Below are 24,904 nucleotides of genomic sequence, written 5' to 3'. Positions count from 1 at the left end.
TTTAATTATATTCCTTTTGATTCTCGCTTTACAAAATAAATATTCCCCATTACATACTCACCACTTTCACTGTCATTACGATAAATATTCACATCACTAATATAAATATTATAGTAGTGAGACATAAAATGAATCACATCTAGTACGTTAGAAAATTTAACCCCATCAAATTTTATAGCAGCAGTTCCATCGGATAATGTCGATATCTGCAAGATGTTATTCCCGCCGTTAAAAATATTAATAATCTCTTTATCAAATTTGTCATGTGAATAATAATCATGCCATACCTTATACTGCCGACGTAGATTTAGATTTGTAGATTCTGTAGAATAATGAAGAATTTCATCCCTTAATAGCACCTGTTTCTGCCGTAATATATTACAATCCACCAAAATTTTAATTGTATAAAGTACCACAATAACCATCAATAAGAATGATAGGATGGTTCTTAATTGCCAAAAATAGTATAGAATAGAATGTGAATTTAACTTCATGGTGTATTATTAAAAATAATATCATGCGTACTATGGCCATTGGCTATTTTATTTAAAATCACTCCTTTAAGACTTTCATTTCCTTCGTTTAATTCAATTGCTATAGCATCAGGTTCACTTGTGGAGATATTATATGACATCATTTGTGTATCTCTATTAAAATTAACACTATTTACATGCAAATTAAACCTATCAATAACAACACCTGATTTGTGCATTAAATCAAGAAAGCTGGTTTTTGATAACATATCTCTATGATGACCGATGTAATCATTAAAATGACTTATATCATCAATGTCACTTTCATTAACTGGAAAAAAATTAGTATAAAAATATGTAGATTCTACATTTAGCATATCAATATCCTTCATTATTTTATATCTATCAACCCCATAATTTATGGCATACAAAAATAGATAGAAGCAAACACAGAAAAATAGGTTTAAAAATAGGTTGGCACTTAATAATTCTTTTAAAGAAATTATTATACTTACCGCAGAGAAGATTAACATCAGTATGAGCGACATTTTCAGCCATAACTCGGAGCACATCGCAATATTGTGTTGATTGCCAATTGATAGCTTTACTGCTAGCCGGATAAAAGGTATTTTTATGAACAGATGACAACCTTGAAGCATATATTTTTTCTAATATTTCACTACAAATTGAAAAGCCTGACATTTCACTATCTCTGATCAACCATTCATGGTCTAATTTTACCGCAAACCATTGTCCAAGACTAAATGGTAGAGCCAATACATCAGGCACAATAGTTTTTGCAGTGATATCAGCATCCTTTAACCATCCTATCCAGCGATTCATTAATTGATGTTCGACAGCGGCTACATAACAGAAATCATCATCACATTTTAAATTAATAGTATGAAATTTATCTATATCATCCACAATTGATTCCTCAAGTAAAAAAGAAATAACTTTCATATTTTTACTTGTTGCCACTCCTTTGATATCAATTCGTCTGAATATTATACAACTTGCTGGAACTAATATTTTAACGGTATATTTAGGATCTAATTTTAGATTTTTAATTTCAGTATGACTCTTGAGTTTACCATAACTACTCTTTTTACCATCATGCGTTTTGATATACCAATAAACAGAATCGTGCTCATAATTCCCGAGTCTAATCAGTAGAGTAGCCCGAAAGGCAACACTATTCATTATATGGTTAGCCAATACCATACATCCGCTGCAATACCGTAACTTGTTTCTTTTTAATATGAAGGAAGTTACTTAATTGATAATATTCATCCTTACCATCAAGACCAAATGATAATGAGATAAAATACTCATCTGTTGCAAAGTTTGACATGGAAATATCTCTTATCTTTTGTCTATCATTGATTGCCACCACTGAATTATTTAACATCGAATCAAAGAAACTTTCAACATTACCCCAGCCAGTTGCTGGTTTGGATAATATAACCCTGACAATATCTTCTTCACTAAGAGTATTCATGAGCATTGCCTGAACGAGCTTGGCATGTTGTATTTCAAGCGTATTTATATTAACTAATAATACGTTGTCATTTCTAGTACAGATCAGTGGTGTCAGTTGTAAAAGTAACTTATTACTATAATCGGGTAAAAAAACAGCTAAATCATCATTGGAATTAGTATACTTTGGCCTAAGTATTGAACCAGTATAGATATTATATTTGTTATTTTCGCAACAATCACGGTTAATAAAACCAGAGATATATTCCATAATATTATTTATTTCTTCTTTTCCTCCCCCTGAATTAATTAACATGTTTTTAAAAACCGTCCTGGCATAAGATTCCACTGTATTATTGCATGACTTATATTTAATAAAGTAAATATTTAAGCAGTTAGTTCTATCAACCAAATTATAATATATATCATTCTCGTTTATTTTAATGGTTTTGGGATGGGTCAAACTGTGACCTAACTCATCACCTATATATTTAGAATTTAATAGAGGCCCAATGATTCTGTTTAACATCTCACCTTCAATTTCTAATAATATCCATTTCTGTGACTTTCTTATTTCACTTATCTTAAATAGATTATATAAATCAGACCAGTGATAAAGTGACGTGAAAGCCATTGTGCTAATCAATAATAGAATAGATAATACTAGCAATAGTGCAGCACCATGCTGTGTCTCTAAACTATCCACAATTATAAAACTCCACTATTCAATAAAATAATAACTCGTCTTACCATGCCAATACCTCCCAATTCTATGGTAAATTCAACGGCGTGAGGTAAGACAACGTCGCTCCGCCACTCATTTAGCCATTTTCTTTCATGATATATCTGCATTCTAAATGCTGAGACTCCATCTATAGCATCTAAAATCTTGTATTCCGGATCTTCTATGCAACCAATTTTAGTATAAGATAATTTTTGTAAAACTTTATTTTTCAACCTATAGCCTATACTTTCTGGCATATAGTCAAAATCGTATTTTAAATTATCATTATTATTTAGTAAGAAATAAACCCCAAAATCATCACTTCCCAAAAGCCCCTTCCCTATTTGGAAGGAAACGCCTTGGTAATCATTTGAAATAAAATTTTGATATGTTATCGCGTGAGATATATCATCTTGAAGTTTTTCTATTACTTGGTATATTCTATATAATATTTTTGCCTTACTACTCGCGGCGGCACTTCCTTTCGCAATAACAATAACAGCCTGATAGATAGTTAAACTCATCATGGTAAAAATAATAACAGCAAGTAGTACCTCTAACAATGTAAAGCCATAAGATAAACGTTTAGTCATTAGTAATCCGGTGTCTTTGTACTATATAATTAGGATGTTCGCTATTTTCCTGACTACGAATTTCAACGATAACTTCATGATATCCTTTACTATGATTATATACTTCCTTCGTTTGCCAATACCAAAATTGGTTAAGCATAAAATGACGTCCCTTCGCCAAATCTCCGCTTTGTGTAACATTCATTATTTTAATTTCAGCTAAAACGTTATCTGCAACCCAAGAAGATGCCATCTTATCTTCTAACGCTTTGGTCAAAATTAATTGTTCACTAATATTTTTCATAATGCTGATACCCGCAATAGCAAAAATAGCTAATGAGATCATAACCTCTAACAATGTAAAACCTGTATAATATCGCAAGTAATTACCTATGCGTTGTCGGGACTCAAGTTACTACGTATATCTGTTTTAATTATGATGATACACTCCAGTTGCCAATATCATCTTCACTACCTATTTCTCTATCCGGTCCTGCAGAAAATATATCTATCTCTCCATTCTTTCCGGGATTACTCATTTGGTAAGCGTTTCCCCACGGATCTTGCGGTAATCGCCGAATATAACCATATTGAGGATAAATTCTCGGGATGGGTACCTCTGTTGGTTTGACAACCAATGAATGAATACCTTGTAACTCTGTAGGGTAATGGCCATTATCCAACTTATACATGTCCAATGCATTTTCTAAAGCAACAATATCGCTTAATGTCTTTTGCCGGTCAGCTCGGTTTTTATTAGACATCAGACTGGGTATCGTTAAGCTAGCCAAAACACCCAAAATCATGATAACCACCATAATTTCCAGCAATGTAAATCCATCCGATTTCGTCTCCTTCATCATCCATCCTCGATATATATTATGAAATTAGGCTGTTAATCTGCAATATTGGTTGAAATATTGACAAAACAATAAAAAAGATAAATGCAGCCATGAAAATCATTATTGCTGGCTCTAGTATTGTTATAAATATATTTATCTTAACCATCAGTTCATCTTCTTGGACAGCAGTCACTTTTTCCAACATAACATCCAATGTCCCAGTTCGTTCACCTGATGCAATCATATGTATTATCATAGGTGAGAATACTCGGCTAATAGTTAAAGAAGACGATAGACTACTGCCTTCGTTAATTAACTTAGCGGTGCTTTTTAACTGTGATTTAATATATTCATTTGTCAATGCAGAGTTGCTTATTTTTATTGCCTGGATTAAATCAACGTTATTGCCGTTTAAAATAGTTAATGTTCTTAAATAACGGGATATGTTCAACCTAATAATCACCTCTCCAACCAGAGGGATCTTCAAATAATAATATTCAAAGAGTTTATTTACCTTCTTTATTTTCAATATTCTATTAATTACAATTAACACAGAAGAAATTAACATTAAAATAGTCAATATGTTATTTTTTATCACGTTGCTAACTGTCATGAGAACTTGTGTAGAAAAAGGCAATGCATTACTCTCTAAGTAAAACTGCTCTACTATATTAGGGACAACTACCGATAAAAGGATAATAATCACACTGAGAGACATTAAAATTAGAATAATCGGATATATAAGTGTTTGTCCAAGTTTTCGTTTCACTTTCTGCGCTTGTTCTATATGGTCTGCAAGTCGAGACAACACCATACCTAAATGCCCCGATAGTTCACCAGCAGTGATCATTGACCTATATAATGGATTAAAAACATTTGAAAAATTTGAAAGTGAATCTGAAAATGAATAGCCTTCTATAATCTTCATCCTTATGTCATATATTATACTATTCATTACATTCATTTTATTTTGCTTCTCGATAATTGCCAATACTTCGTCTAATGGTATTGCTGCATTCACTAATGTCGACATTTGTCGAGTAACTAACACAAGATCATCATTATTAACAGTGTTAAAGTACTTCATTACTCTTGTAAAATAATTTAATTTTATGATATTAATCTTTAATAAATACCATCTTCTTTGATAGATAATATTCCTGGCAGCCAACATACTTTCGGCATCAATATTACCTTTTATTTTCACTCCGTTATTATTGATAGCGACATATTTAAATACAGGCATGCTTGTCCTCTAAGCTTATCCTGACCACTTCTTCAATTGTTGTTAAGCCAGTCATAACTTTATCCACCCCATCTTGTTCAATGCTGCGTATAGTTTGCTGCGCCAACTGGACAAGATCATGCTCACTATAGCCTTTATAAATACCTTCCCGTAAGCGATTATCAACAACTAAGAGCTCATGCAAAGCTATTCGCCCGCGATAACCGGCCGCATTACATTTGTCGCAACCTATCGCACGATGCGTATTTCCTGCTATGGTCATTCCATAATTTATGCCCAAGCTGTTTAGTTGCTCCGGCATAAATGTATACTCTTGCCGACACTCGATACATAGTCGGCGCACCAAACGTTGAGATAATACTGCCAATAATGAGCTTGATAGCATAAAGGGTTCGATCCCCATATCTCTCAGCCTGGTTACAGCACCAACAGCACTGTTAGCATGTAACGTTGATAAAACTAAATGGCCGGTTAAAGAGGCTTGTACTGCTATTTGTGCAGTTTCCACATCTCGTATTTCGCCAATAAGAATAACATCAGGGTCCTGTCGCAGTATTGCTCTTAGGCTTCGAGAGAAAGTCATGCCAATTTTTGAATGAACCTGTGTCTGAGATATACCATCAATATCAAACTCGATGGGATCCTCGACAGTCATAATGTTCCTTTCACCTGAATCTATTCCCATTAGAGCTGCATAGAGTGTAGTACTTTTGCCTGCACCCGTAGGGCCAACAATCAATATAATACCATGAGGCTTGAGCACCAGTTTTTTCATCAAGCCATAGTTTTTTGCTGACATATCTAAAGATTGTAAGTCCAACTTAATACTGCTTTTGTCCAGTAAGCGCATAACTACGCGCTCACCATGATTTGACGGTAGAACAGACACGCGAACATCTAAAACTCGCCCGGCCAAGTTCAGTGCAATACGTCCATCTTGGGGAATACGCTTCTCTGCAATATCTAATTTCGCCATAACTTTAATCCGAGAAACTAATAATAGTGCTACACTGTGTTTCAGTTCTAATATATTTTTTAATACTCCATCAATACGAAATCTGATAGCCAGTTTTTTTTTCGAAAGATTCTATATGGATATCTGACGCTAAATTTTTAATTGCTTCTGTTAAAATGGTATTGATTAGTCTTATTACTGGAGCCTCATTATCTGAGTCCAATAGGTCTTCACTGTCAGACAATTCACTAGCAAATGAATAAATCGCGATCTCATCACTTATTGCATTCATTATTTTATGTGACTGCATTGAACTATTTTGATACGTGGCCGTCAGAGTATTATTAAACTCATCATCAGTAACAAAATCAAGGCCCATAGGTTGATAGGCGACTCTATTCCCTTCAAGTATTGCCTCAAGCGAAGCTGAATGGCGGCATATAATTTGATATCCATTTTCTACTGGGAGTAAGATAACACCATTATCTTTAGACCAATTCAATGTTAATGGTACTAACTTCTTCTCATCTTGGTTCATAACTCAATCCCTACGTCACGGTAAAATGCCCTTATATCCTTTTTAAGTTTATTGAAATCATCATGATTTCTTTTTTCTCCCCCCCTCTCCTTATAATACTTTAGAGCACTATTTATAAAAGGCTTATTTGTATTCCCATGATTATATTCAGTGTATTTCTCTGCGGTCACCAAGTTATAGTCATTTGTTTCCCTGAGTATTGTTGGCTTAATGAATAAGATAAGGTTACTTTTTTCAATTTTCTCTTTTTTCTGCCTAAAAAAACCACCAATAAAAGGAATATCCCCCAAGATAGGAACTTTATTTACTGTTTTATTTATCTTTTTATCTAATAGCCCACCCACAACAACCGTCTCACCACTTTTTACCAGAACTGCATTATTAACGACTCTCTTGTTAAAAATAGAGCCTAAATTATTAGCAGTGACGTCAGAACCGTCAGCAATACTTGATACCTCCTGTCGGATTTCAAGAAGAACCGAATCACCTTTGTTTATCTGTGGTTTCACTTTCAACATGACACCAACATTTTGCCTTGAGATTGAGTTATAGACCCTATCTGTAGATGTTGTTTGTGTCGATGTCAGTACAGGAACCTCTTGACCTACATTAAACTCAGCCTCCATATTATCCAACGTGACAATACTCGGTGTTGCCAGAATATTATTATTTGAATTAGTTGCCAGGGTAGTAAATAAACCACTCCAGTTACCTTTATAAAAGCCTGCAGTTAATCCTGTAATTGCCATGGGCAGTAGACCGTCACTATTATTTCTTGTCCTTCCTGAGTTTGGGATAAAGTTGACCCCACCAGAAAATTTATTTTCCCATTGTATGCCAAGGTTTAATCCCTCTCCATTTTGGGTCTCAACTATGATGGCCTCGACCAAGACTTGAGCTCGTCTGATATCTAACTTTTCGATAACCAAGTCTAACTCTCTCATCATTTTCGGTTCAGCTGTAATGACCAAAGCATTTGTTTGATCATATGCCTTAATGGCAATATTTCCACTCTGTTTCTTGCCTGTCGAGTTTGTTTTTTTGTTACTGAGAAAACCTTGGCTAATGCCAGTTAGCACCTCCAAAAGTTTCGATGCTTGAGCATATTTCATATATATAACTTTTGTGTTTCCATAACTATTCTGTTGATGGTCAAGCTCCTTTATCATTTTAATGGCTTTTTTTCTGATATGGCTATCACCACTCACCAATACAGAGTTAGTCCTATCATCAGCAATCATTCTTCCTAAATTGAATGGCTCTTGTTTGTTGGAAGTTGTTTGATTTATGATTTCATTGACTAGTTTAGTCACATCAACAGCATTAGCATGTTTCAATTTATAGTATTCAACATCTATATCTCCGGCTTGGTCGAATGTATTGATTATCGAGTACAAGCGGTTTACTACAGCAGCGCGTCCCGTAATTAATATAGTATTTGATGGCTCATAGTGAATAATATTACCAGATTCAGAATTATCATTTAATTGGCGCAATAGTGGGGCAAGACTCTTGGCAGAGATATGTTTAAGTGGGAATATTCTATTGATAAGTTCATCCCCATAAGTTTCCCCCGATTCTCTTAGTGTAGGAACAACTGAACCTTTAGCTCGTTTTGATGGTATTACCTTCAAGATATTATTAGGCATTTCCACTACGGTATATCCGTAAACATCGAGTACATTAAGAAAGAATTGATAGTATTTATCTTGATCTAATAGTTCATAACTACGGACGCTAACCAAACCTTGAACTTTAGGATCTATTATTATAGTTTTATTGATATTCTTGCTTACTGTATTAATAAACTCTTTTATATCTGCATCTTTGAACAGCGCAGAGAAACTTTCACTATTTACACCTAGTGGTAAGAAAACTAGCACTATAGTTATTTTTGATAGTGTCAGTGATGTGATTTTAATAAAATAACAAAATATACGACCATATGCCAAGAAGACATTATTGATATGCATTCACACTCCCCTTACATTTTAATTCAGGGCGTACTCACTCCAATATAACCAGTGAATAATAAACCTCATCATCACTAATAATTACTTTATCCTTAAGTATTTTTACAATAATAACACTATTAGTACCGGCTACTCTATCATGAGTAAAGTAGGTTTCTTGTGCCACGCCAGAGTCTATTATGGCGATAGATTTTGACTCGTCTGCATGTTCGAGTATACCAACCAGTTTCAGCCTCCCCATATACAAAGGAGCATTAGCTATATCGTTAGTAACATTGTTTTTTTGTATGTTATCTTTAATGCCCTTGCTAAATAACTTTAACCTTTTGATCTCTTTTATCATTATTTCTTTATTTTTTACCTTATCATTCTCACCATTGTAACCTTTATATAATATTGGAACTGGCATTTCATTTTGACTTGACACTGCATTAATAAGCATTCCGAGGCAATATAAAATAAGTAAGATTAAGAGCACATCTAGCAAATTTATTTTATTACTAAACAGAGTTTGGCTGGGTGTTATAACTATCTTCTTAAAAAATGATAACACCCTAACCTCTCATTTATAATGAGGAAAACACAGATGTGACAAGTCTATTTTAGTAGCCAATAAACCTATCATTCATTTTGTTTGATACCATATTTTTTAATATCCCTGCATCTAATCTAAGACCGTATCTGTTTATGGTTTTAACAATGCCATCAGGTATCCCTGCACTTTTTAAATGTGCTCTAAACTTATGTATTAATTGATGATAATTATTATCTGAAATACTTTTATGATTTTCATACCATACTACTTTTATGATATCTTGCTTACGGTTGACATCACTAAATAAACACATTACCAATCTCTTTTGTTTTTCATTAATATCAATTGTTAGCTTTTTAGTATGAAAATGAATCTTGTTCATACAGCAATCCAGTGATATCTCTTTTTCATAATCAATCACTCCTTTCCCATTGACATCAATAAATTTACTGCCAGAGACAACAGAGACTGTATCGACATACATAAATAACCCCTCAAATACATTCACTCGGTTAATAAAGACCAATCACATACAACATTGATGTGATAAGAAAACAAGTGATTATTATTACTTTTGTTTAATGAATAAAACAAATTAAATTATATATTATAATTATATTTTATATTAAACGATAATTTAATACATATATATAATTCTTAACGAATAAAGTCACCAGATAATAATTGATCAAGTCAATAATTAGACAAAAACCATTAGTCATGAAAATGCATTATTCATAGTAATAAGATAATACAGCATCATGATGGTATCATTCTTATTGAAAATGTTTGAAACTTGTTTTATTCATCCCAAAAGAAACATGCAACCACAGAGGTTAAAATACAATAAAGGCGAAAAACTTCAAGAGATAAATACCATTTAACAATATGAAAGCAAGTTATTTACTTAAAAACAAAATTATAACAATTATATGCTTTGCCTTTACAAATATTCATATACTTATTTTATGCACCCGCGATTCAATTTAAAAAATAATCTTTACTAGACACTCTGCTATCAGCCGTTGATTATAACACCGTCTCATTTATATAAGCATAAATACTATTCTTAGCCAAGCAGGTGTGTGTAATAAAAAAAATAACAGGATATCTAATTTAATACCCTATCAGAAGTAATTATTATTCCCCTTGACGTTTATCAAGGGGAATGGGATAGAATTAAAGCAAACATATTACATAATGAACTCGACCACACCACCATTTAAGTTGTACATGCTACCTACTATTTTTACTTTCCCTTCTTTTTCTAAGTTTCTAATTATTTCGCTATTTTTACGTATCTCATCTATGGTGTGTTTGACATTATTCTTCGCTACAGCATCGACGTATTTTTCATTTTTACTGCTTTTCTCTCCATCAAATTGCGTCGACTCAATTGCTGGCTTAATCTTATTAAGCAGACCAGTCAGGTTGCCAAGTTCAACGTTATCAATAGCTCCCTTGATTGCACCACAAGCCGTGTGCCCCATAACCAGGATGACTTTAGCTCCCGCAGCAGCACAAGCAAATTCCAGGCTACCTAATAAATCATCATTAGAGATGTTACCGGCAATTCTGGCATTAAAGGTTTCACCGATCCCCGTATCCAGCACTATCTCTGCTGGTGCGCGGGAATCAATACAACTCAAAATGACAGTGGTAGGGAACTGCCCTTCTGCACTACTGCGTTTTTGTGCAAGATAATCATGTTGTTGCATTTTACCAGAAACAAACCGCTTATTGCCCTGTTTTAAACTCTCAACTATTTGATCTGGCGTTAACTTATCACGTTCTTCTCTGGTCATAGCCGCTGCATATGATATTTGGGGTAGCCCCAAACCAATCCCACCGATGACGCTCGCAGCAGTGATACCCAATGCAGCTTTTAGTACATTCCGTCGGCTATTCGGGTGGTTATCTTCTGAACAACAACTTGGTATTTTACTCATACTCTCTCCTTGAAACTATTGTTGCCATTTTTGTTACTGCCGAATTAGTGAGCAGTCTTTTAAATGTAGTACATACAACTTGTATTACGCGACTGCCAATAGCGGAATTGAGAAAAAATAGGATCTTCTTGGCACGACAATAATCCTAGTCACTCCTTGCCCTTGAGGGCTTGATGATGGTCTCTCATCCATTGGGCCAACGAATCCAATGTTGGCTGTAATGTTTTGCCCAATGACGTAATTTCATATTCAACACGTGGGGGAACTTCGGCATAGATCTTGCGATAGACCAAACCGCGTTGTTCAAAAGCACGTAATTGCCGGGTAAGCTCTTTTTGGGTGATAGGCGCAATTGCCCGCTGCAACTCACCAAATCGGATAGGAGCCGCAGTGACGATCAAACGATAAAGAATTGGGATAGCCCACTTCCCCGCGATAAGTTCGACAAATTGCACCATCGGACACTTTTCTTCCACAATCGAATTGCCCGGCTCTAATTTATTTTTTGCTGTCAGCGGCTGATAGGTTGTCATTGCTTTCCTGTTGCATCATTAGTATCCAATTGGTACCTACTATACTTTAGATACTTTTGTATTAAAAATGGTCTTCCATTGTTATTAATGAGAAGACTCACCATGAATCGTTTAAATGATAAATATGCACTAATTACAGGAGGAACCAGTGGCATCGGGCTGGAAACTGCTCGTCAATTTCTGGCTGAAGGTGCAACCGTAGCAATCACGGGTAGAAATAGCGCAGCCTTGCAGGCCGCATATGAAGAGCTTGGCGACCAAGTTTTGCTGCTAAATAGTGATGCCAGTAATATTGCCGATCAATATCAGCTAGCGACAAAACTTACCCTGGTTTGGCCACGTCTCGATATCGTCTATATCAACGCAGGCGATGTTACTCATCGTTCGATAGAAGAGTGGGATGAAGAAAGTTTTGAGCGAGTATTATCAACTAATCTGAAAGGCCCTTTCTTCCTGTTACAAGCACTGTTGCCACTGCTGGCTAACCCTGCCTCGGTGATTCTTTGTGGCTCCGCCAGTGTTCATATCGGTTTACCGCAAAGCAACGTTTATGCCGCCAGCAAGGCGGGGTTACTCTCTCTTGCGCGAACCTTGTCAGGCGAGTGGGCAGACAGAGGAATCCGGGTCAATGGCTTGAGTCCTGGGCCGACACAGACGCCGGCACTGCAAAAACTGGGATTATCCGGCAGTGAACAAGAGCACCTTGCTGAACAAATCCGCCAACTGGTACCGATTAAGAGAATGGGAACATCTAGTGAGATTGCCCATGCTGCGGTCTTTCTCGCCTCAGATGAATCCAGTTTTATCGTCGGAACAGAATTACGGGTAGATGGAGGCGTCAGCAGCCTTTAAATACCTTATCTAACAAGAAAATTAGTCACTTACTGGGCATATTGTCTTCATAATAAATTGGGTGCAGATTGGTGACTATTGCTAAATAGCACACTAATGTGAGGTGACACGATGAAGGCTGCAATAGTAGAGGCATTGGGTGAAGCGCCGGTTGTGGGGCAGTTTGTGGAGCCAACACCGCTGCACGGTGAAACGGTGATAAATGTTGCGGTTGCTGGTATCAAACAACTTGATCGCGGTATCGTTAAAGGCACCCATTATTCCAGCCCGAAAACATTACCTATCGTTCCTGGTACTGATGGTATCGGGCATTTACCTGATGGTTCACGTGTTTATTTTGCTTCATTTCGCCAACCTTTTGGTGCCATGGCCGAACGCACAGTAGCATCCTGGTATGTTCCGGTTCCGCCAGAAGTTGACAATGCGACTGCGGCAGCCTTGATTAACCCGGCATTGGCTGCCTGGTTACCGCTTTCCTGGCGGGCCAAGATCCAACCGGGTGAATCCGTGCTTATCCTTGGTGCGACGGGCACCTCAGGCAAACTGGCCATCGCAGCAGCACGTCATTTAGGGGCGGGCAGAGTCATCGCCGCCGGGAGGCGTCAGGATGTATTGGCAACACTGGGGGCCGATGCCACAGTAGACCTGACATTGCAGGGTGCGGAATTGACGCAGGCATTTACTCAAGCGGCGGGTCCCGCTGGGTATAACGTGATTGTGGATTATATCTGGGGGCCTGCTACCGAGGCTCTCTTCGCCGCACTGACCCATCATGACCTTGCCTCTCATGCTGGTGGCTCTGATCAAGGCATACGTTTAGTCAATGTTGGTTCCATGGCATCTCCAACACTACAACTCCCCGCCGCGGTGTTACGCAGCGCAAATTTGCACATACTGGGTAGGGGTACAGGTAATTTCCCAGCGATCCCTGAATTAAAACAAATTGTTTCAGATATTTTCGTTCTGGCGGCACAACAAAAGCTCGCTATTGAGACCCAGCTTCATTCACTGGATGATGTCACGGCAGTCTGGGATATCAATAAAAACAGCGATATCCGCTCGGTGCTATCCATCGGATAATATCTGAGATAGAAAGAGCAAAATACGGGTTGGCCGAAATGGGCACAACCCGTGCTATCGCATTAAGATATCTGCAAGAAACGATCGAGCTGCCTGCGCAGTTGGTCATTTTCTTTCTTTAGCTGCTCAACCCTTTCCAGCAATGTTAGGGTCATTGCTACACCAGACCAGTCCAGATCCAACTCATTTTGTAGCCGCTGGGCGCGTTGAAGGCAACTCAGTGCATCAGCGTCAAAAATCCAGACGCTGTCAGCAGGCTCAAGTGGCACAATCACACCCAACCCGACCACCTCGACCAGTTCATCCTGCATTATTCCTGTTGACTGACATAATTCAGTCACGGTATAGGTGATTTCTATTTCAGCCATAATCTGTTACTCCCACCCGGTGCGAGGATTAAACGATGCCTGATCTGACAGTTGTTGCCAGAGCGCTCGCATTTTCTCGTCCGGTTTTGGCGGCATCACTACCTTGAGGATCGCGTACAGATCGCCGGTGCCTTTTTTGCTGACTAGCCCCTTGCCTTTGATACGCAATTTCTGACCACTTTGGCTACCTGCCGGGACCGTTAACGTTATTTTGCCCGTCAGTGTTGGCATCTCGACATTGGCACCTAATGCTGCTTCCCATGGGGCTAACGGCACCACTATTTGCAAATTCTGACCATCAACATCAAACAATGGATGCGGCGCAATACGAATAACCAGGAATAAATCGCCATTGGCTCCCCCGGCAAAACCCGGTGCACCCTGCCCTTTAAGACGAATACGCTCGCCATCTCCCACACCCGCAGGAATTTTCACTTTTAGCGTTTTGGCGGTCTCCGCTCCCGGATACCCCGAAGCATCAACTGTCGGTATTTTATAAGAAATAGAACGCGTCTGTTCCGCTAAAGTCTCTTCTAAAAAGATGGGTAACTCCATCTCAAGATCCTGGCCGCGTACACCGCGAGGTGATCGCTGAGAGGTGTGATGAGCGGAAGCACCACGGTTGGCAAAGAAAGATTCAAAAAAGTCTGAGAAATCTTGGGAACCGGCACCCGCACTGCTGTGCCATTGTTGATTACCTGAATTATAGGCAGCCTGTTGCTGTGTAAAACGCGGGTCATTACGGTGTAGCCTTAACTCGTCGTATTCGGCGCGCCGTTCAGTATCTTTTAATACCTCATAGGCCTCAGCGACCTCTTTGAACTTACTTTCAGCATCGGGTTCAGAGCTGACATCCGGGTGGTATTTACGCGCTAACTTGCGATAGGCCGTTTTAATATCTTTCAGGGAAGCGGTTGGTTCTACTCCCATCACGGCATAATAGTCTTTAAATTCCATGCGGTAATATCCTTAAATTCAATGTGCTATACCCAATAGATTTCAAGGTGCAGGAAGGCGGCAAGAAAAAGACAAATCGGTGGTGAACCGATTTGAACAACGTTGATACTCGCCCCGTCAGGTGAGCCTTAATCAGGCTCACTAATCCCGATCATGCTCACTCACGACAACTCAGTGATTAGGGGGACAAATCTGTCGGGAGCAGATTTGAACGCTGCTTGCAGCGGCCCAGAGGCAAGCCCATGAATGGGCCAAGTAACGGGAACAGCCAACCCACCTGCATTCTGAAAGATGACGGGTAAGATATAAGATATCCCCATCTGACTTATATAAAACTCATTTATGCATATTTCTCTCTTTGCCCGCCGTAAACAGTGCAAAGCTAACTGTAAACTATAGCGGTAATTGCTATTTTATGAGATAGACATTGATGATTTTCCATACTAAGAATTACAAATCATATAACTGATCCAATGGCTTATTTGCCGTAGACATCACTCTTTTCTGATTGACCTGCTTGACCGAAGCACGAGCCACTAATTTGCCCTGCAATAAGGTATTACTGAAGGGCGCATCTGGGCGTAATAAGCGTCGTTGCAATAACTGTATAGCTTCAGCCCCCAACTCATCTCGGGGAACATGCACCGCCGTCAGTGGAACATCATGAATCTCTGCCAGATTAAAACCATCCATACTCATAACGGATACGTTATCAGGCACGTTCATGTTCAGTTTATTCAATGCATTAACCGCACCAACCGCCATATAGTCCCCCCCGGCTAAAATGGCTGTCGGCAGTTGGCTCTTATCTTCACAACCTATGATAAAAGCGGTTAACGCTTGCTCAGCCTCTTCCGCGCCAAAGCCATGAGTGGTAATCAGATGCTGCCCATCATCAAAGCGCATATTGTTATCGGCGAAAGCCTCTTTTATTCCCACCAAGCGCAGTTCCATTGTGTTGCGGCGTAAACATTGCAGGGTCAGAATGCGCCGATGCCCTTGCTGTATCAAGTAGTTGGCAGAAAACTCACCAATCAGTTGGTGGTCTGGCGACACACTATCCAATGACATTTCTTTGTCACGGCAATTAATTAACACCGACGGCTTATGCACCCCAGCTGCTAATGTATGAATGCGTGGATCGTCGATACCAATAATGATTGCTGCTTCGGTTTGAGGATGGGTTATTTTTTCCAAAAATAACCCAATATCACAGTGAGTTTCGGATAATCCACAGTAGCGAATCATGACTTCATGTTGGCTGACCGCCTCAATAATCCCCTGAATAACTTTGTAGTAAAAAATATCGGTACGTACATCAAAGGCGCGATGAGGAGCAAATACCATAATATTATTTAGCATCAACCGCCCGCTGGACAAATTCTGCAATATCCCCTGCGACTGCGCATACGCCATTACCTGCTGTTTTGCTTTCGCACTGGTATTGGCTTTACCGGCTAATACTCTCGATACCGTGCTAATTGAAAGGCCAGTCTGATTAGCAATTTCTTGTATTTTTAGCTTTCCATTCATTTTGTGATCTCTCTCAAATTAGCAAATGAAAAAATTCTCATAGCCGGTGAATAGCTTATTCAGGCCGTTATTCAATATAAATGCTGAAATATTGCCCAGCTTATGAAAATCCTTTCAAAAAAATGCGTATTAAAGCCAATTTAAGCTAGCTACCTTGTTTTGGTAAACCAATTTTAAAAACTTATCAGTCCGGTTAACTTTGATTAAACATACAAAAAACAAATATTATCAATAAGTTGAGTTTTTTAAATCGAGTTTAATGTGAACGGAGTCACATTAAAACTCAGCGTAATCTTAATAACCGAGAATAGATCATACCAAAACAATAAGTTGGTCCGGTTAATTTACTGCCGACTAACATCAGGAGGCTGGGATGAGTGTTGAGATTAATCAATCCGCTAAAGTTGTCGAGCGGCGAAAAATAAAATCATTACGCTGGTGGATGCTGGCACTATTTCTACTCGGGGTCACCGTTAACTATATTACCCGTAACTCTCTAGGTATTCTGGCCCCTGAGTTAAAAACCAGCCTGAATATGACCACTGAACAATACTCGTGGATTGTGGCGTCTTTTCAGTTGGCTTACACCGTCTTCCAGCCACTCTGCGGTTGGCTGATTGATGTCATCGGCTTGAAAATGGGGTTCCTGATCTGCGCCAGTGTCTGGGCGGTGGTATGCATGATGCACGCAGGGGCTGGTACCTGGTTTCAATTGGCGGTGCTGCGCTTCTTTATGGGTAGTGCTGAAGCGGCGGCAACACCGGCAAACGCCAAAGCGATTTCTGACTGGTTCCCGAAAAAGGAACGCCCCATTGCTGCTGGCTGGGCGGGGGTGGGGTTCTCTATTGGTGCGATGTTAGCCCCACCAATTATCGTATTGGCTCATGTGGCTTTCGGCTGGCAAGGTGCATTCTTATTCTCCGGTGCTTTGGCTATGGTTTGGGTTGTGCTGTGGTGGCGTTTTTATCATTCACCTGACACCCATCCAAACCTGAGTAAGGAAGAGTTTGAACTGATTCACCAAGACAATGAACCGGTACTCCCTCGACTGCCTTTCCTTAAATCATTGGCTATTCTGAGTAAGAATAAGAAATTTTACGGTATCGCTATCCCGGCATTTTTAGCCGAGCCAGCATGGGCAGTATTTAGCTTCTGGGTTCCACTTTATTTGGCAACCGAGCGGGGCATGGACCTGAAACAGATTGCCATGTTCGCCTGGCTCCCCTTCCTGGCGGCAGATATCGGCAGTGTTGCCAGTGGCTATTTAACCAAACTCTACCAAAAATGGTTCGGTTGCAGTCGTATCAACTCAGTGGTTGCCAGCTCCGTAACCGGTGCCTTTATGATGGTTTCACTGGCCTTTGTTGCCATCACCAAAGACCCTTATCTGGCTATTGCTTTAATCTCTATTGGTGGCTTCGGTCATCAGGTTATCTCTTGCATGCTCAGTGCGTTAGTAGTTGATTCTTTTGATAAAAACCAAGTGGCCACCGTCAATGGTCTGCGCGGCTCTTCCGCCTGGATTGCCAGCTTCCTGTTTACTTTATTGATTGGGGCCGTATCCGACACCATTGGCTTTAACCCGCTGTTTATTGCTATGGGTTTCTTCGATTTGATTGGTGCTGTGTTCCTGGTTGCCCTGTTTGCTGAGCGCCGCAATAAAACACAACCGGTTGCCTGATGCTATTAACCCGGCAACGGTGCACCCGTACTGTTGCCAGAAAAAAGATGAGCTGTGATGAAAACATTAAAAAACTGGCAGTTAATAAATCAATATCCCGACCATTTGGAATTACTGGTCGATGATCATCATATATTTTGTCTGTATATATTAGAGCAAAACCTCTGCCGTGTGCTGATTAAAAAGAATGGTGAACTGGCCTTAAACCGCACCTGGAGCATTGCCCCACAAGGCGATGTGCCATGGTCTGGCCGTGACCGACTTAGCCTGGACGGTTTCTCCATCCCAGGTTATCAATTGGAACACCATGAACAACAGTTGATAGTCACCACTGAATGTTTGCGAGTGACCATTTATCAACCGCTATATCTGGCATGGGAATATAAAAATCAGCACGGCGAGTGGCAGCCACTGGCGGCGGATCGGCCCACCAGCGCTTATTTACTCAGCCCCCATGGAGAAGCTATTGCTCACTATCAGCGGCGATATCCCAATGAGCAATATTACGGATTAGGTGAAAAGGCCGGTGATCTTAACCGTGCGGGTCGCCGCTTTGAAATGCGCAATTTAGATGCTATGGGTTACAACGCCGCCAGTACTGACCCACTCTACAAGCATATCCCGTTTACCATCACTCGCCGTGATGATGTCAGCTTTGGTCTTTTTTATGACAATTTAAGCAGTTGCTGGTTAGATTTAGGGAATGAGATTGATAACTACCATCTGGCCTATCGCCGCTATCAGGCTGAAGCTGGCGATCTCGATTACTATATGTTCCTCGGCCCGAAAGTGTTGGATGTCACCAAGGCATTTGTCCGCCTGACCGGCAAAACCAAATTTGGCCCCAAATGGAGCCTTGGGTACAGCGGTTCAACCATGCACTACACCGATGCTCCCGATGCACAGGTGCAATTGCAAAAATTCATTACACTCTGTCAGCAGCATGATATTCCTTGCGACTCTTTCCAGCTCTCATCGGGCTATACCTCAATCAACAACAAGCGTTATGTTTTTAACTGGAATTACGACAAAGTGCCGCAGCCCAAGGTGATGAGTCAGGCTTTCCTGCAAGCGGGCATTAAGTTAGCCGCCAATATTAAACCGTGTCTATTACAAGATCACCCACAATATCAGCACGTTGCCGAACGCGGATTATTTATTCGTGATGGCGAAAGCGGGTTGCCAGAGCGCTCTTCATTCTGGGATGATGAAGGCTCCCACCTTGATTTTACCAATCCGGCAACCGTGGATTGGTGGCAGGAGAATGTGACCAAACAACTGCTGGAGATGGGGATCGGTTCTACCTGGAATGATAATAATGAATATGAAGTGTGGGATGGTGAAGCGCGCTGCAATGGATTCGGTGAATCTATCGCTATCAAACATATCAGACCGGTAATGCCTTTGCTGATGATGCGTGCCTCAATGGAGGCTCAACAAGCATTTGCACCAGATATACGCCCGTATTTAATATCACGCTCTGGTTGTGCCGGTATGCAACGCTACGCCCAGACCTGGAGTGGTGACAACCGTACCAGTTGGCAAACGCTGCGCTATAACATCCGCATGGGGCTGGGGATGAGCCTGTCAGGGTTATACAACCTCGGCCACGACGTCGGTGGTTTTTCGGGTGACAAACCCGAAGCCGAGCTATTTATTCGCTGGGTACAAAATGGCGTGATGCATCCACGATTTACTATTCACTCATGGAATGACGACCACACGGTAAACGAGCCCTGGATGTACCCTGCTGCCACGCCGATGATTCGTGATGCTATGGCGCTGCGTTATCGGTTACTGCCCTATTTTTACACCTTACAGTGGCAGGCCACCCATGATGATGAGCCTATGTTGCGCCCTACTTTCCTCGATCATGAGCACGATAGTGGCACGTTTACAGAAAATGACGACTTTATGCTGGGTCGCGACTTGTTAGTTGCCAGTGTGGTAGAAGCCGGACAACGCCTGCGGGAAGTGTACTTACCTGATAATAGCCAGCCTGATAATAATGGCGGCTGGTATTGTTTCCACACCGGCCAATGGTATGGCGGCGGGCAAAAGATCATCCTTGATGCGCCACTGGAGCGTTTGCCACTATTGGTACGAGCCGGCGCAGCGCTGCCGCTGTCACGCCGCATCGCCTTTGTTAATGCCAAGTTGGACTCACAACGCGAGTTGGCACTCTACCCCACCAAGGGCGCGGGGCGATCGAGTGGAATGCTGTTTGAAGATGATGGCGAAAGCCACCGCTGGCAGCAGGGCCATGCATTGTGGCTGAGTTGGCAGGTGACTACCGATAATCACCGTATTGATATCACCTTTGCGCGCACCGGCAGCTATCAACCGGCGTGGCGTGAATTATCCGTTAGCCTGCCCGCAAATGAATATCGCAAGTTGTATATCAATGGTGTCGCCGGTAACGTATTGCAATTAAGCCAGTTAACTTAACCCACTGATAGCCAATAAAGAAACGGGTTCCATGCCAGAACCCGTTTTTTTTCCATTGATAACCGACCTGACTAGCGCAGCAGTTTTAACGCGCCAGTCAATGATCGAATCCATTTTTCTGGCCCGACCAATCCCAAACCATCGAGCTGTTCATCACAGAGAGAGTGTTGCGGGAACGCATCTGCATAATCCTGAAAGCTGTGCATTGCACGCGCAAATGCCGGGAAAGGCACAATTGCCCGTTCATTGGTCGCCGCCAATGCTTTCAACAACACCTCTCTCATCTGCGAAGCATTTGCCTGTAAAATAGGTACCGGTAATTTTGAGCTAACATCAATTTCTTTCCCCCCTGAATCGGACAACATTGTCCCCGCCAGTTGCGGAAATTTTGCTGCTAAACCAATCCCTACCGCGCTGGTGGTATTGGCAATTAAACCAACAGGGAGTTCAGGGTTAACCATAATCGCGATCCGCATTTGCTCTGCCATAGCCACTGTCCTTTTACCGATAATATATGCTCATAATCATATCCCTCGCTGGTAGATAAGTGCTTTCTTTTATCACCTAAATTCAGCTAATATTGGTAATACATTCCCAAATAAAATAACAATCAGGTAGAAAATGCCATCATCACTCATAACACCGGCAGATATTAAAATACTGAAACAGTTACAGCATGCTGGCCGTATGACGAACCAGGAGCTGGCCGATAAAGTCGGGATGGCAACCTCCCCCTGCTGGCGGCGGGTAAAGCAATTAGAAGAGAGCGGAATTATTACCGGTTATCAAGCCAATATCGATCGACGAAAAATTGGTTTGGGAATCTTGGCATTTATTCGGGTGAAAATTGACAGCCACAGTGAAGAAGAAGCCAAGCTATTTGAAATGCAGGTAGGGGAGTTAACGCCGGTTATCGCTTGCTATGCTGTCGCTGGAGATGCTGACTTCCTGCTGCAAGTGGTCGCGGAAGACCTCGATAGTTTCTCCACTTTCGCCATGTCAGTTATCCGCCGATTATCGGGCATTAAAGAGATGCAAACCACCTTCGTCCTGCGCGAGGTAAAACCACTCGATCATTTGCCGCTGGAATAGATAAATGCTACGACCAGGCTATGGTGTTCGTATAGCGGCTAGTTATCGGTAAAGAGAGGTCAGCTAATCCCCCACTTATCGGCCTATGCCGCCAGCACCCTATTTCGCCCTGCCGCTTTTGCACGGTAAAGAGCCTCATCCATGCGTTTGAATAAGCTATCAGTATCTTCGCCAGCCTGATGTTGTGCTACACCAATGCTTACAGTGAGTCGCGGCATATTGGGTTGACAGACTAACTGAACAGCCTCACGAATAGACTCCGCCACTTGTAATGCGCCCGCTAAATTGGTTGAAGGAAGCAGAATGGCAAACTCTTCGCCTCCCCAGCGGAAAATCATGTCACTTTCACGAATGCGAGATTCCAGGGTTCTTGCCAGTAATATCAAGACTTCATCACCCTTATGATGCCCGTGCAAATCATTTACTTGCTTGAAATGGTCTGCATCAACCAACATCAAGCTGAAGCCTTGTGCATAACGTTGGCTTTGCGCATTAGCATGTTCAACAAGATTAAAGAATTGCCGCCGATTCCCCAAGCCAGTCAGTGGATCCCGTAAGGCCGCATCTTCTAATGCCTGTTCAAGGCGTTTTTGTTCAGTAATGTCATGAATGATACAAAGCATTAACCGCATACCATCCAACTCAACGGGGCCGGCGTAAGTTTGCACGTGGCGGGTATTTCCATCGGCTAATTTATGGATGAAGTTGAGAGGCTTGTGCCCACCAGGTAGCTTGGCCACTTCACGCATTACGGGCAAAACATCCTTACCCATGGTATTAATTTCCCAAGTATGTTTCATACACATCTCATCCCGGGAATAACCATAGAAACGGGTTGCTGCTTGATTAGCATCCACAATTTGGCCATCGTCCGATGGATCAATCAATAACATCGGGGCGGTGTTGGTGTCGAAAAATTGCTCATAAAAACCCCGTTCGTCGCGACAGTAGGGTTTAGAGCACAATCGACCGACATTGGGGCGAGTAACCTCCGCACCTGCAATATAAAGCCCTTCGAAAACAATAACGTCTCCGTGCGGTTCCAATTGTGTCAAAGAGAGCCGACAACTCAGGGGAAAGCTATTGCCTGCTGTTTGAATAGTCCAGATTTCAACGATTTGATCTTCTTCTGCCAAAGCCGGCAGGTATGCATCCAAATGCTGCTGTGCATGTGCTGAAAACCGGCCATTGCGCAGTAACTGGAGTGGGCTATCACCTGCAATTGTTCGGGCTTCCTTGTTAGCAAAAAGTATTTCCTGATTTTTGGGTAAAACGACCCAAACAGGCGTGCTCAAAATATTTAACGCATCTAAGTAGGCTATCAACATAGGGAATACCGATAGATATTTGGCATAAGAACAGAATACAGTTAATTACTTTGGTTTCACTACTTTTTAACGGCCGGCAAACAAACAGATCAGAGAGAATCACACTTCCTTCTTTTGTAGGTTATTCAGCGTAAAAACAATCACCTTCTAGCCGTAAATAGCGAGTGAATGTGATCTTTAAGCGATCTGATTCGTCACAGGCTATTACCAACAGAACTGAACGTATCGGGTGTTTTATCGTTCCTAGTGTTTTGGCTGGTTTTGAAGTGAGGAGCATAAAGAATCGCTCCTTTCAGTATGGCGATATCTGCGTTAACGTGCTCACGGTATCGAGCGTAATTTCATATTCCGAGAAGAGGTTTATAAAATAAAACAATAAGTTAAAAAGAAAAAATACAATCGAATCAGATTAATAATGCGTTTTCTCTCACATCTTTTCCAGAAAGTGCTCGCGTAGGCCCCTCTCCGTTGCCAAACTCGCTGAATATCCCAACAACTAGGGAGGGAATTCTCATGGGTGTGCCACAAACCAAATTAGAACTCCTATTAGCAATAGACAAAAACTTTAATAAATTGTCAGGTTATCTCGCATCAATTCCGCCCGAATCAGCATCAGATGAATCAATGGAAGGACATGCGAAAGACACTGTAATGAGCGTTTGCAATCTTGTCTCCTACTTACTTGGCTGGAACAATTTAGTTATCAAATGGATAACGCTTGATGAAAAGGGAAAGCCTGTTGATTTCCCGGAAACGGGTTATAAATGGAACCAACTGGGTCTTCTCGCCCAACGGTTTTATCGCGACTATAGCTATTTGGATTTACGCTCGCTAAGCAGCCAACTACAGAACGCTAAAAGCGAAATCGTTGAATTGATCAATAAGCGATCTGACGATGACCTGTATGGAAAAGCTTGGTATGGCAAATGGACCATGGGAAGAATGATTTCTTTCAATACATCTTCCCCCTACTCCAACGCCTGCGGCAGGTTAAGAAAATGGGCAAAGGAAAACAGCCTCAAGCTATGAGGGAAGCTGCCGGGAAAGTGGGGCGCGGGAAGTGGTTCTTCTGGGTTTGGTACCTCCTCTCAGGTATAGCGTTCAAAAACTGCGACGACGTCCTTATCTCTGCACGACAAACTGGTTACCAGACTCAACCAGATGGCTATGTGCGCTTTGACTGGCGCGGTAAACCTATGGAAGGGGAGTTTTACCGGTATGAGTCGTTTGGCGCTGAAATTGATCCTAAACTTGGATATGTCCGGCCATTTGGTAAAGCGTTCAGACAGCAACTGGTTGATAATTTGCAGGTAACTCAGAGATAGCCTTAACTCCACACCATGACTTTTCATTACCCGGAATTAAAAACGTGCCAGGGAGGCTCCCGGCGGCGTTTGGTGCATGTTATGGTTTATGTCTGCAACGTGCATTGACGATAGCTGGTATGAAACAACCGGGCGAACCAATGGCGAGTTGAAACTGCGGGTAACTTTTGGGTGGTACAATTTGATACCCCCATATATACCCCCCGCTATAAGTAGATTTAAATAGACGAACATGTATATAGGAATAACTAGATTAGCCTGAGAAGTGCGAATTTACTGGGTTTGATGTACTTCGGGAGATACTGCAAGACGTTAGATTGGAGCGGGTGAAGGGAATCGAACCCTCGTATAGAGCTTGGGAAGCTCTCGTTCTACCATTGAACTACACCCGCTTCGGTGTGCGGTTTGCATTATAACCGGT

At 41.1% G+C, this 24,904-nt stretch carries 25 protein-coding genes, 1 tRNA gene and 2 pseudogenes; 8 read left to right on the top strand and 20 right to left on the bottom strand.

Annotated elements, in window-relative coordinates:
* Nucleotides 1–5: 5 nt before the first annotated feature.
* From A6J66_021265 to A6J66_021200, 14 genes and pseudogenes are all read right to left on the bottom strand, one after another.
* Nucleotides 6–494 carry a hypothetical protein gene (locus tag A6J66_021265; GenBank protein PNM26457.1) on the bottom strand — a complete coding sequence of 163 codons (489 nt, stop codon included), beginning with the start codon at nucleotides 492–494 and terminating at the stop codon, nucleotides 6–8.
* Nucleotides 491–850, bottom strand: a complete 360-nt coding sequence (locus A6J66_021260) for a hypothetical protein (GenBank protein ID PNM26456.1) — start codon at nucleotides 848–850, stop codon at nucleotides 491–493. The genes A6J66_021265 and A6J66_021260 overlap by 4 nt, the downstream gene beginning before the upstream one ends.
* Before the next feature lie 28 nt (nucleotides 851–878).
* Complete coding sequence (locus A6J66_021255) at nucleotides 879–1,697, bottom strand: hypothetical protein (protein PNM26455.1); 819 nt, start codon at nucleotides 1,695–1,697, stop codon at nucleotides 879–881.
* Entirely contained in the window at nucleotides 1,684–2,658 is a 975-nt protein-coding gene (locus A6J66_021250; GenBank protein ID PNM26454.1) for a hypothetical protein, read from the bottom strand. Before A6J66_021250 ends, A6J66_021255 begins: the two co-directional genes overlap by 14 nt.
* Before the next feature lie 2 nt (nucleotides 2,659–2,660).
* Complete coding sequence (gspJ, locus tag A6J66_021245; GenBank protein ID PNM26453.1) at nucleotides 2,661–3,269, bottom strand: type II secretion system protein GspJ; 609 nt, start codon at nucleotides 3,267–3,269, stop codon at nucleotides 2,661–2,663.
* Nucleotides 3,262–3,630 carry a type II secretion system protein GspI gene (gspI, locus tag A6J66_021240; GenBank protein PNM26452.1) on the bottom strand — a complete coding sequence of 123 codons (369 nt, stop codon included), beginning with the start codon at nucleotides 3,628–3,630 and terminating at the stop codon, nucleotides 3,262–3,264. Before gspI ends, gspJ begins: the two co-directional genes overlap by 8 nt.
* 52 nt (nucleotides 3,631–3,682) lie before the next feature.
* Complete coding sequence (gspG, locus tag A6J66_021235) at nucleotides 3,683–4,108, bottom strand: type II secretion system protein GspG (GenBank protein PNM26451.1); 426 nt, start codon at nucleotides 4,106–4,108, stop codon at nucleotides 3,683–3,685.
* A 19-nt stretch (nucleotides 4,109–4,127) separates the two neighbouring features.
* Entirely contained in the window at nucleotides 4,128–5,336 is a 1,209-nt protein-coding gene (locus A6J66_021230) for a type II secretion system protein F (protein ID PNM26450.1), read from the bottom strand.
* A pseudogene (gene gspE / locus A6J66_021225) lies at nucleotides 5,323–6,829 on the bottom strand (type II secretion system protein GspE). The gene A6J66_021230 and the pseudogene gspE overlap by 14 nt, the downstream one beginning before the upstream one ends.
* Nucleotides 6,826–8,802 carry a type II secretion system protein GspD gene (gspD, locus tag A6J66_021220; GenBank protein ID PNM26449.1) on the bottom strand — a complete coding sequence of 659 codons (1,977 nt, stop codon included), beginning with the start codon at nucleotides 8,800–8,802 and terminating at the stop codon, nucleotides 6,826–6,828. Before gspD ends, gspE begins: the two are co-directional and overlap by 4 nt.
* 34 nt (nucleotides 8,803–8,836) lie before the next feature.
* Nucleotides 8,837–9,355 (bottom strand): general secretion pathway protein GspC, encoded by a 519-nt coding sequence (locus A6J66_021215; protein PNM26448.1) that lies wholly within the window; start codon nucleotides 9,353–9,355, stop codon nucleotides 8,837–8,839.
* Nucleotides 9,356–9,404: 49 nt separating this feature from the next.
* Nucleotides 9,405–9,821: a helix-turn-helix domain-containing protein gene (locus A6J66_021210; GenBank protein ID PNM26447.1), complete on the bottom strand. Its 417-nt coding sequence runs from the start codon at nucleotides 9,819–9,821 to the stop codon at nucleotides 9,405–9,407.
* Nucleotides 9,822–10,530: 709 nt separating this feature from the next.
* Nucleotides 10,531–11,286 carry a carbonic anhydrase gene (locus A6J66_021205; protein PNM26446.1) on the bottom strand — a complete coding sequence of 252 codons (756 nt, stop codon included), beginning with the start codon at nucleotides 11,284–11,286 and terminating at the stop codon, nucleotides 10,531–10,533.
* A gap of 149 nt (nucleotides 11,287–11,435) precedes the next feature.
* On the bottom strand, nucleotides 11,436–11,819 hold the full coding sequence (locus tag A6J66_021200; GenBank protein ID PNM26445.1) for a transcriptional regulator: 384 nt from the start codon (nucleotides 11,817–11,819) through the stop codon (nucleotides 11,436–11,438).
* A 102-nt stretch (nucleotides 11,820–11,921) separates the two neighbouring features.
* Between A6J66_021200 and A6J66_021195 the strand changes: the two genes are divergently transcribed.
* Both A6J66_021195 and A6J66_021190 read left to right on the top strand, forming a co-directional pair.
* Nucleotides 11,922–12,671, top strand: coding sequence for a short-chain dehydrogenase (locus A6J66_021195; protein ID PNM26444.1), 750 nt, complete (start codon nucleotides 11,922–11,924; stop codon nucleotides 12,669–12,671).
* A 111-nt stretch (nucleotides 12,672–12,782) separates the two neighbouring features.
* Complete coding sequence (locus tag A6J66_021190; GenBank protein ID PNM26443.1) at nucleotides 12,783–13,751, top strand: alcohol dehydrogenase; 969 nt, start codon at nucleotides 12,783–12,785, stop codon at nucleotides 13,749–13,751.
* Nucleotides 13,752–13,813: 62 nt separating this feature from the next.
* Here A6J66_021190 and A6J66_021185 read toward each other — a convergent pair whose 3' ends face one another.
* The 3 genes from A6J66_021185 to A6J66_021175 form a co-directional block, all read right to left on the bottom strand.
* Nucleotides 13,814–14,119, bottom strand: a complete 306-nt coding sequence (locus tag A6J66_021185) for a chaperone modulator CbpM (protein PNM26442.1) — start codon at nucleotides 14,117–14,119, stop codon at nucleotides 13,814–13,816.
* A gap of 6 nt (nucleotides 14,120–14,125) precedes the next feature.
* The gene (locus A6J66_021180; GenBank protein PNM26441.1) at nucleotides 14,126–15,076 is read right to left on the bottom strand and encodes a curved DNA-binding protein; all 951 of its coding nucleotides are present in this window, start codon (nucleotides 15,074–15,076) and stop codon (nucleotides 14,126–14,128) included.
* 450 nt (nucleotides 15,077–15,526) lie between these two features.
* Entirely contained in the window at nucleotides 15,527–16,609 is a 1,083-nt protein-coding gene (locus A6J66_021175) for a cytochrome-c peroxidase (GenBank protein PNM26440.1), read from the bottom strand.
* Nucleotides 16,610–16,982: 373 nt separating this feature from the next.
* Here A6J66_021175 and A6J66_021170 point away from each other — a divergent pair, with 373 nt between their 5' ends.
* A complete protein-coding gene (locus A6J66_021170) occupies nucleotides 16,983–18,290 on the top strand; it encodes an MFS transporter (GenBank protein ID PNM26439.1) in 1,308 nt (435 codons plus the stop codon).
* A gap of 57 nt (nucleotides 18,291–18,347) precedes the next feature.
* Complete coding sequence (locus A6J66_021165; GenBank protein PNM26438.1) at nucleotides 18,348–20,738, top strand: glycoside hydrolase family 31 protein; 2,391 nt, start codon at nucleotides 18,348–18,350, stop codon at nucleotides 20,736–20,738.
* Between the two features lie 71 nt (nucleotides 20,739–20,809).
* Here A6J66_021165 and A6J66_021160 read toward each other — a convergent pair whose 3' ends face one another.
* On the bottom strand, nucleotides 20,810–21,226 hold the full coding sequence (locus A6J66_021160; GenBank protein PNM26437.1) for a DUF2000 domain-containing protein: 417 nt from the start codon (nucleotides 21,224–21,226) through the stop codon (nucleotides 20,810–20,812).
* Between the two features lie 133 nt (nucleotides 21,227–21,359).
* Here A6J66_021160 and A6J66_021155 point away from each other — a divergent pair, with 133 nt between their 5' ends.
* A complete protein-coding gene (locus tag A6J66_021155) occupies nucleotides 21,360–21,830 on the top strand; it encodes an Lrp/AsnC family transcriptional regulator (protein ID PNM26436.1) in 471 nt (156 codons plus the stop codon).
* 83 nt (nucleotides 21,831–21,913) lie between these two features.
* On the opposite strand, the gene A6J66_021150 is transcribed toward A6J66_021155, so the two are convergent.
* Complete coding sequence (locus tag A6J66_021150; GenBank protein PNM26435.1) at nucleotides 21,914–23,158, bottom strand: sensor domain-containing diguanylate cyclase; 1,245 nt, start codon at nucleotides 23,156–23,158, stop codon at nucleotides 21,914–21,916.
* Between the two features lie 170 nt (nucleotides 23,159–23,328).
* On the opposite strand from A6J66_021150, the gene A6J66_021145 reads away from it, so the two are divergent.
* The 3 genes and pseudogenes from A6J66_021145 to A6J66_021135 all read left to right on the top strand — a co-directional run bounded on the left by A6J66_021145 (nucleotide 23,329) and on the right by A6J66_021135 (nucleotide 24,462).
* Nucleotides 23,329–23,529, top strand: coding sequence for a hypothetical protein (locus A6J66_021145; protein ID PNM26434.1), 201 nt, complete (start codon nucleotides 23,329–23,331; stop codon nucleotides 23,527–23,529).
* A gap of 142 nt (nucleotides 23,530–23,671) precedes the next feature.
* Complete coding sequence (locus tag A6J66_021140; GenBank protein PNM26433.1) at nucleotides 23,672–24,187, top strand: DfsB family protein; 516 nt, start codon at nucleotides 23,672–23,674, stop codon at nucleotides 24,185–24,187.
* 95 nt (nucleotides 24,188–24,282) lie between these two features.
* Nucleotides 24,283–24,462: pseudogene (locus A6J66_021135) on the top strand (hypothetical protein).
* A 339-nt stretch (nucleotides 24,463–24,801) separates the two neighbouring features.
* On the opposite strand, the gene A6J66_021130 reads toward A6J66_021135, so the two are convergent.
* Nucleotides 24,802–24,875, bottom strand: a tRNA-Gly gene (locus A6J66_021130).
* Between the last annotated feature and the right edge of the window lie 29 nt (nucleotides 24,876–24,904).

It is taken from the genome of Yersinia enterocolitica (assembly GCA_002082245.2).
Taxonomy (GTDB): domain Bacteria; phylum Pseudomonadota; class Gammaproteobacteria; order Enterobacterales; family Enterobacteriaceae; genus Yersinia; species Yersinia enterocolitica_E.
This window is presented reverse-complemented; position numbering and strand designations above follow the sequence as displayed.

What these genes read in the sequence shown, in the direction of transcription:
- A6J66_021265 (PNM26457.1), bottom strand. Translation starts at nt 494, where the DNA reads ATGAAGTTAAATTCACATTCTATTCTATACTATTTTTGGCAATTAAGA.
- A6J66_021260 (PNM26456.1), bottom strand. Translation starts at nt 850, where the DNA reads ATGCTAAATGTAGAATCTACATATTTTTATACTAATTTTTTTCCAGTT.
- A6J66_021255 (PNM26455.1), bottom strand. Translation starts at nt 1,697, where the DNA reads ATGGTATTGGCTAACCATATAATGAATAGTGTTGCCTTTCGGGCTACT.
- gspJ (PNM26453.1), bottom strand. Translation starts at nt 3,269, where the DNA reads ATGACTAAACGTTTATCTTATGGCTTTACATTGTTAGAGGTACTACTT.
- gspG (PNM26451.1), bottom strand. Translation starts at nt 4,108, where the DNA reads ATGAAGGAGACGAAATCGGATGGATTTACATTGCTGGAAATTATGGTG.
- A6J66_021230 (PNM26450.1), bottom strand. Translation starts at nt 5,336, where the DNA reads ATGCCTGTATTTAAATATGTCGCTATCAATAATAACGGAGTGAAAATA.
- gspD (PNM26449.1), bottom strand. Translation starts at nt 8,802, where the DNA reads ATGCATATCAATAATGTCTTCTTGGCATATGGTCGTATATTTTGTTAT.
- A6J66_021210 (PNM26447.1), bottom strand. Translation starts at nt 9,821, where the DNA reads ATGTATGTCGATACAGTCTCTGTTGTCTCTGGCAGTAAATTTATTGAT.
- A6J66_021205 (PNM26446.1), bottom strand. Translation starts at nt 11,286, where the DNA reads ATGAGTAAAATACCAAGTTGTTGTTCAGAAGATAACCACCCGAATAGC.
- A6J66_021200 (PNM26445.1), bottom strand. Translation starts at nt 11,819, where the DNA reads ATGACAACCTATCAGCCGCTGACAGCAAAAAATAAATTAGAGCCGGGC.
- A6J66_021195 (PNM26444.1), top strand. Translation starts at nt 11,922, where the DNA reads ATGAATCGTTTAAATGATAAATATGCACTAATTACAGGAGGAACCAGT.
- A6J66_021190 (PNM26443.1), top strand. Translation starts at nt 12,783, where the DNA reads ATGAAGGCTGCAATAGTAGAGGCATTGGGTGAAGCGCCGGTTGTGGGG.
- A6J66_021185 (PNM26442.1), bottom strand. Translation starts at nt 14,119, where the DNA reads ATGGCTGAAATAGAAATCACCTATACCGTGACTGAATTATGTCAGTCA.
- A6J66_021180 (PNM26441.1), bottom strand. Translation starts at nt 15,076, where the DNA reads ATGGAATTTAAAGACTATTATGCCGTGATGGGAGTAGAACCAACCGCT.
- A6J66_021175 (PNM26440.1), bottom strand. Translation starts at nt 16,609, where the DNA reads ATGAATGGAAAGCTAAAAATACAAGAAATTGCTAATCAGACTGGCCTT.
- A6J66_021170 (PNM26439.1), top strand. Translation starts at nt 16,983, where the DNA reads ATGAGTGTTGAGATTAATCAATCCGCTAAAGTTGTCGAGCGGCGAAAA.
- A6J66_021165 (PNM26438.1), top strand. Translation starts at nt 18,348, where the DNA reads ATGAAAACATTAAAAAACTGGCAGTTAATAAATCAATATCCCGACCAT.
- A6J66_021160 (PNM26437.1), bottom strand. Translation starts at nt 21,226, where the DNA reads ATGGCAGAGCAAATGCGGATCGCGATTATGGTTAACCCTGAACTCCCT.
- A6J66_021155 (PNM26436.1), top strand. Translation starts at nt 21,360, where the DNA reads ATGCCATCATCACTCATAACACCGGCAGATATTAAAATACTGAAACAG.
- A6J66_021150 (PNM26435.1), bottom strand. Translation starts at nt 23,158, where the DNA reads ATGTTGATAGCCTACTTAGATGCGTTAAATATTTTGAGCACGCCTGTT.
- A6J66_021140 (PNM26433.1), top strand. Translation starts at nt 23,672, where the DNA reads ATGGGTGTGCCACAAACCAAATTAGAACTCCTATTAGCAATAGACAAA.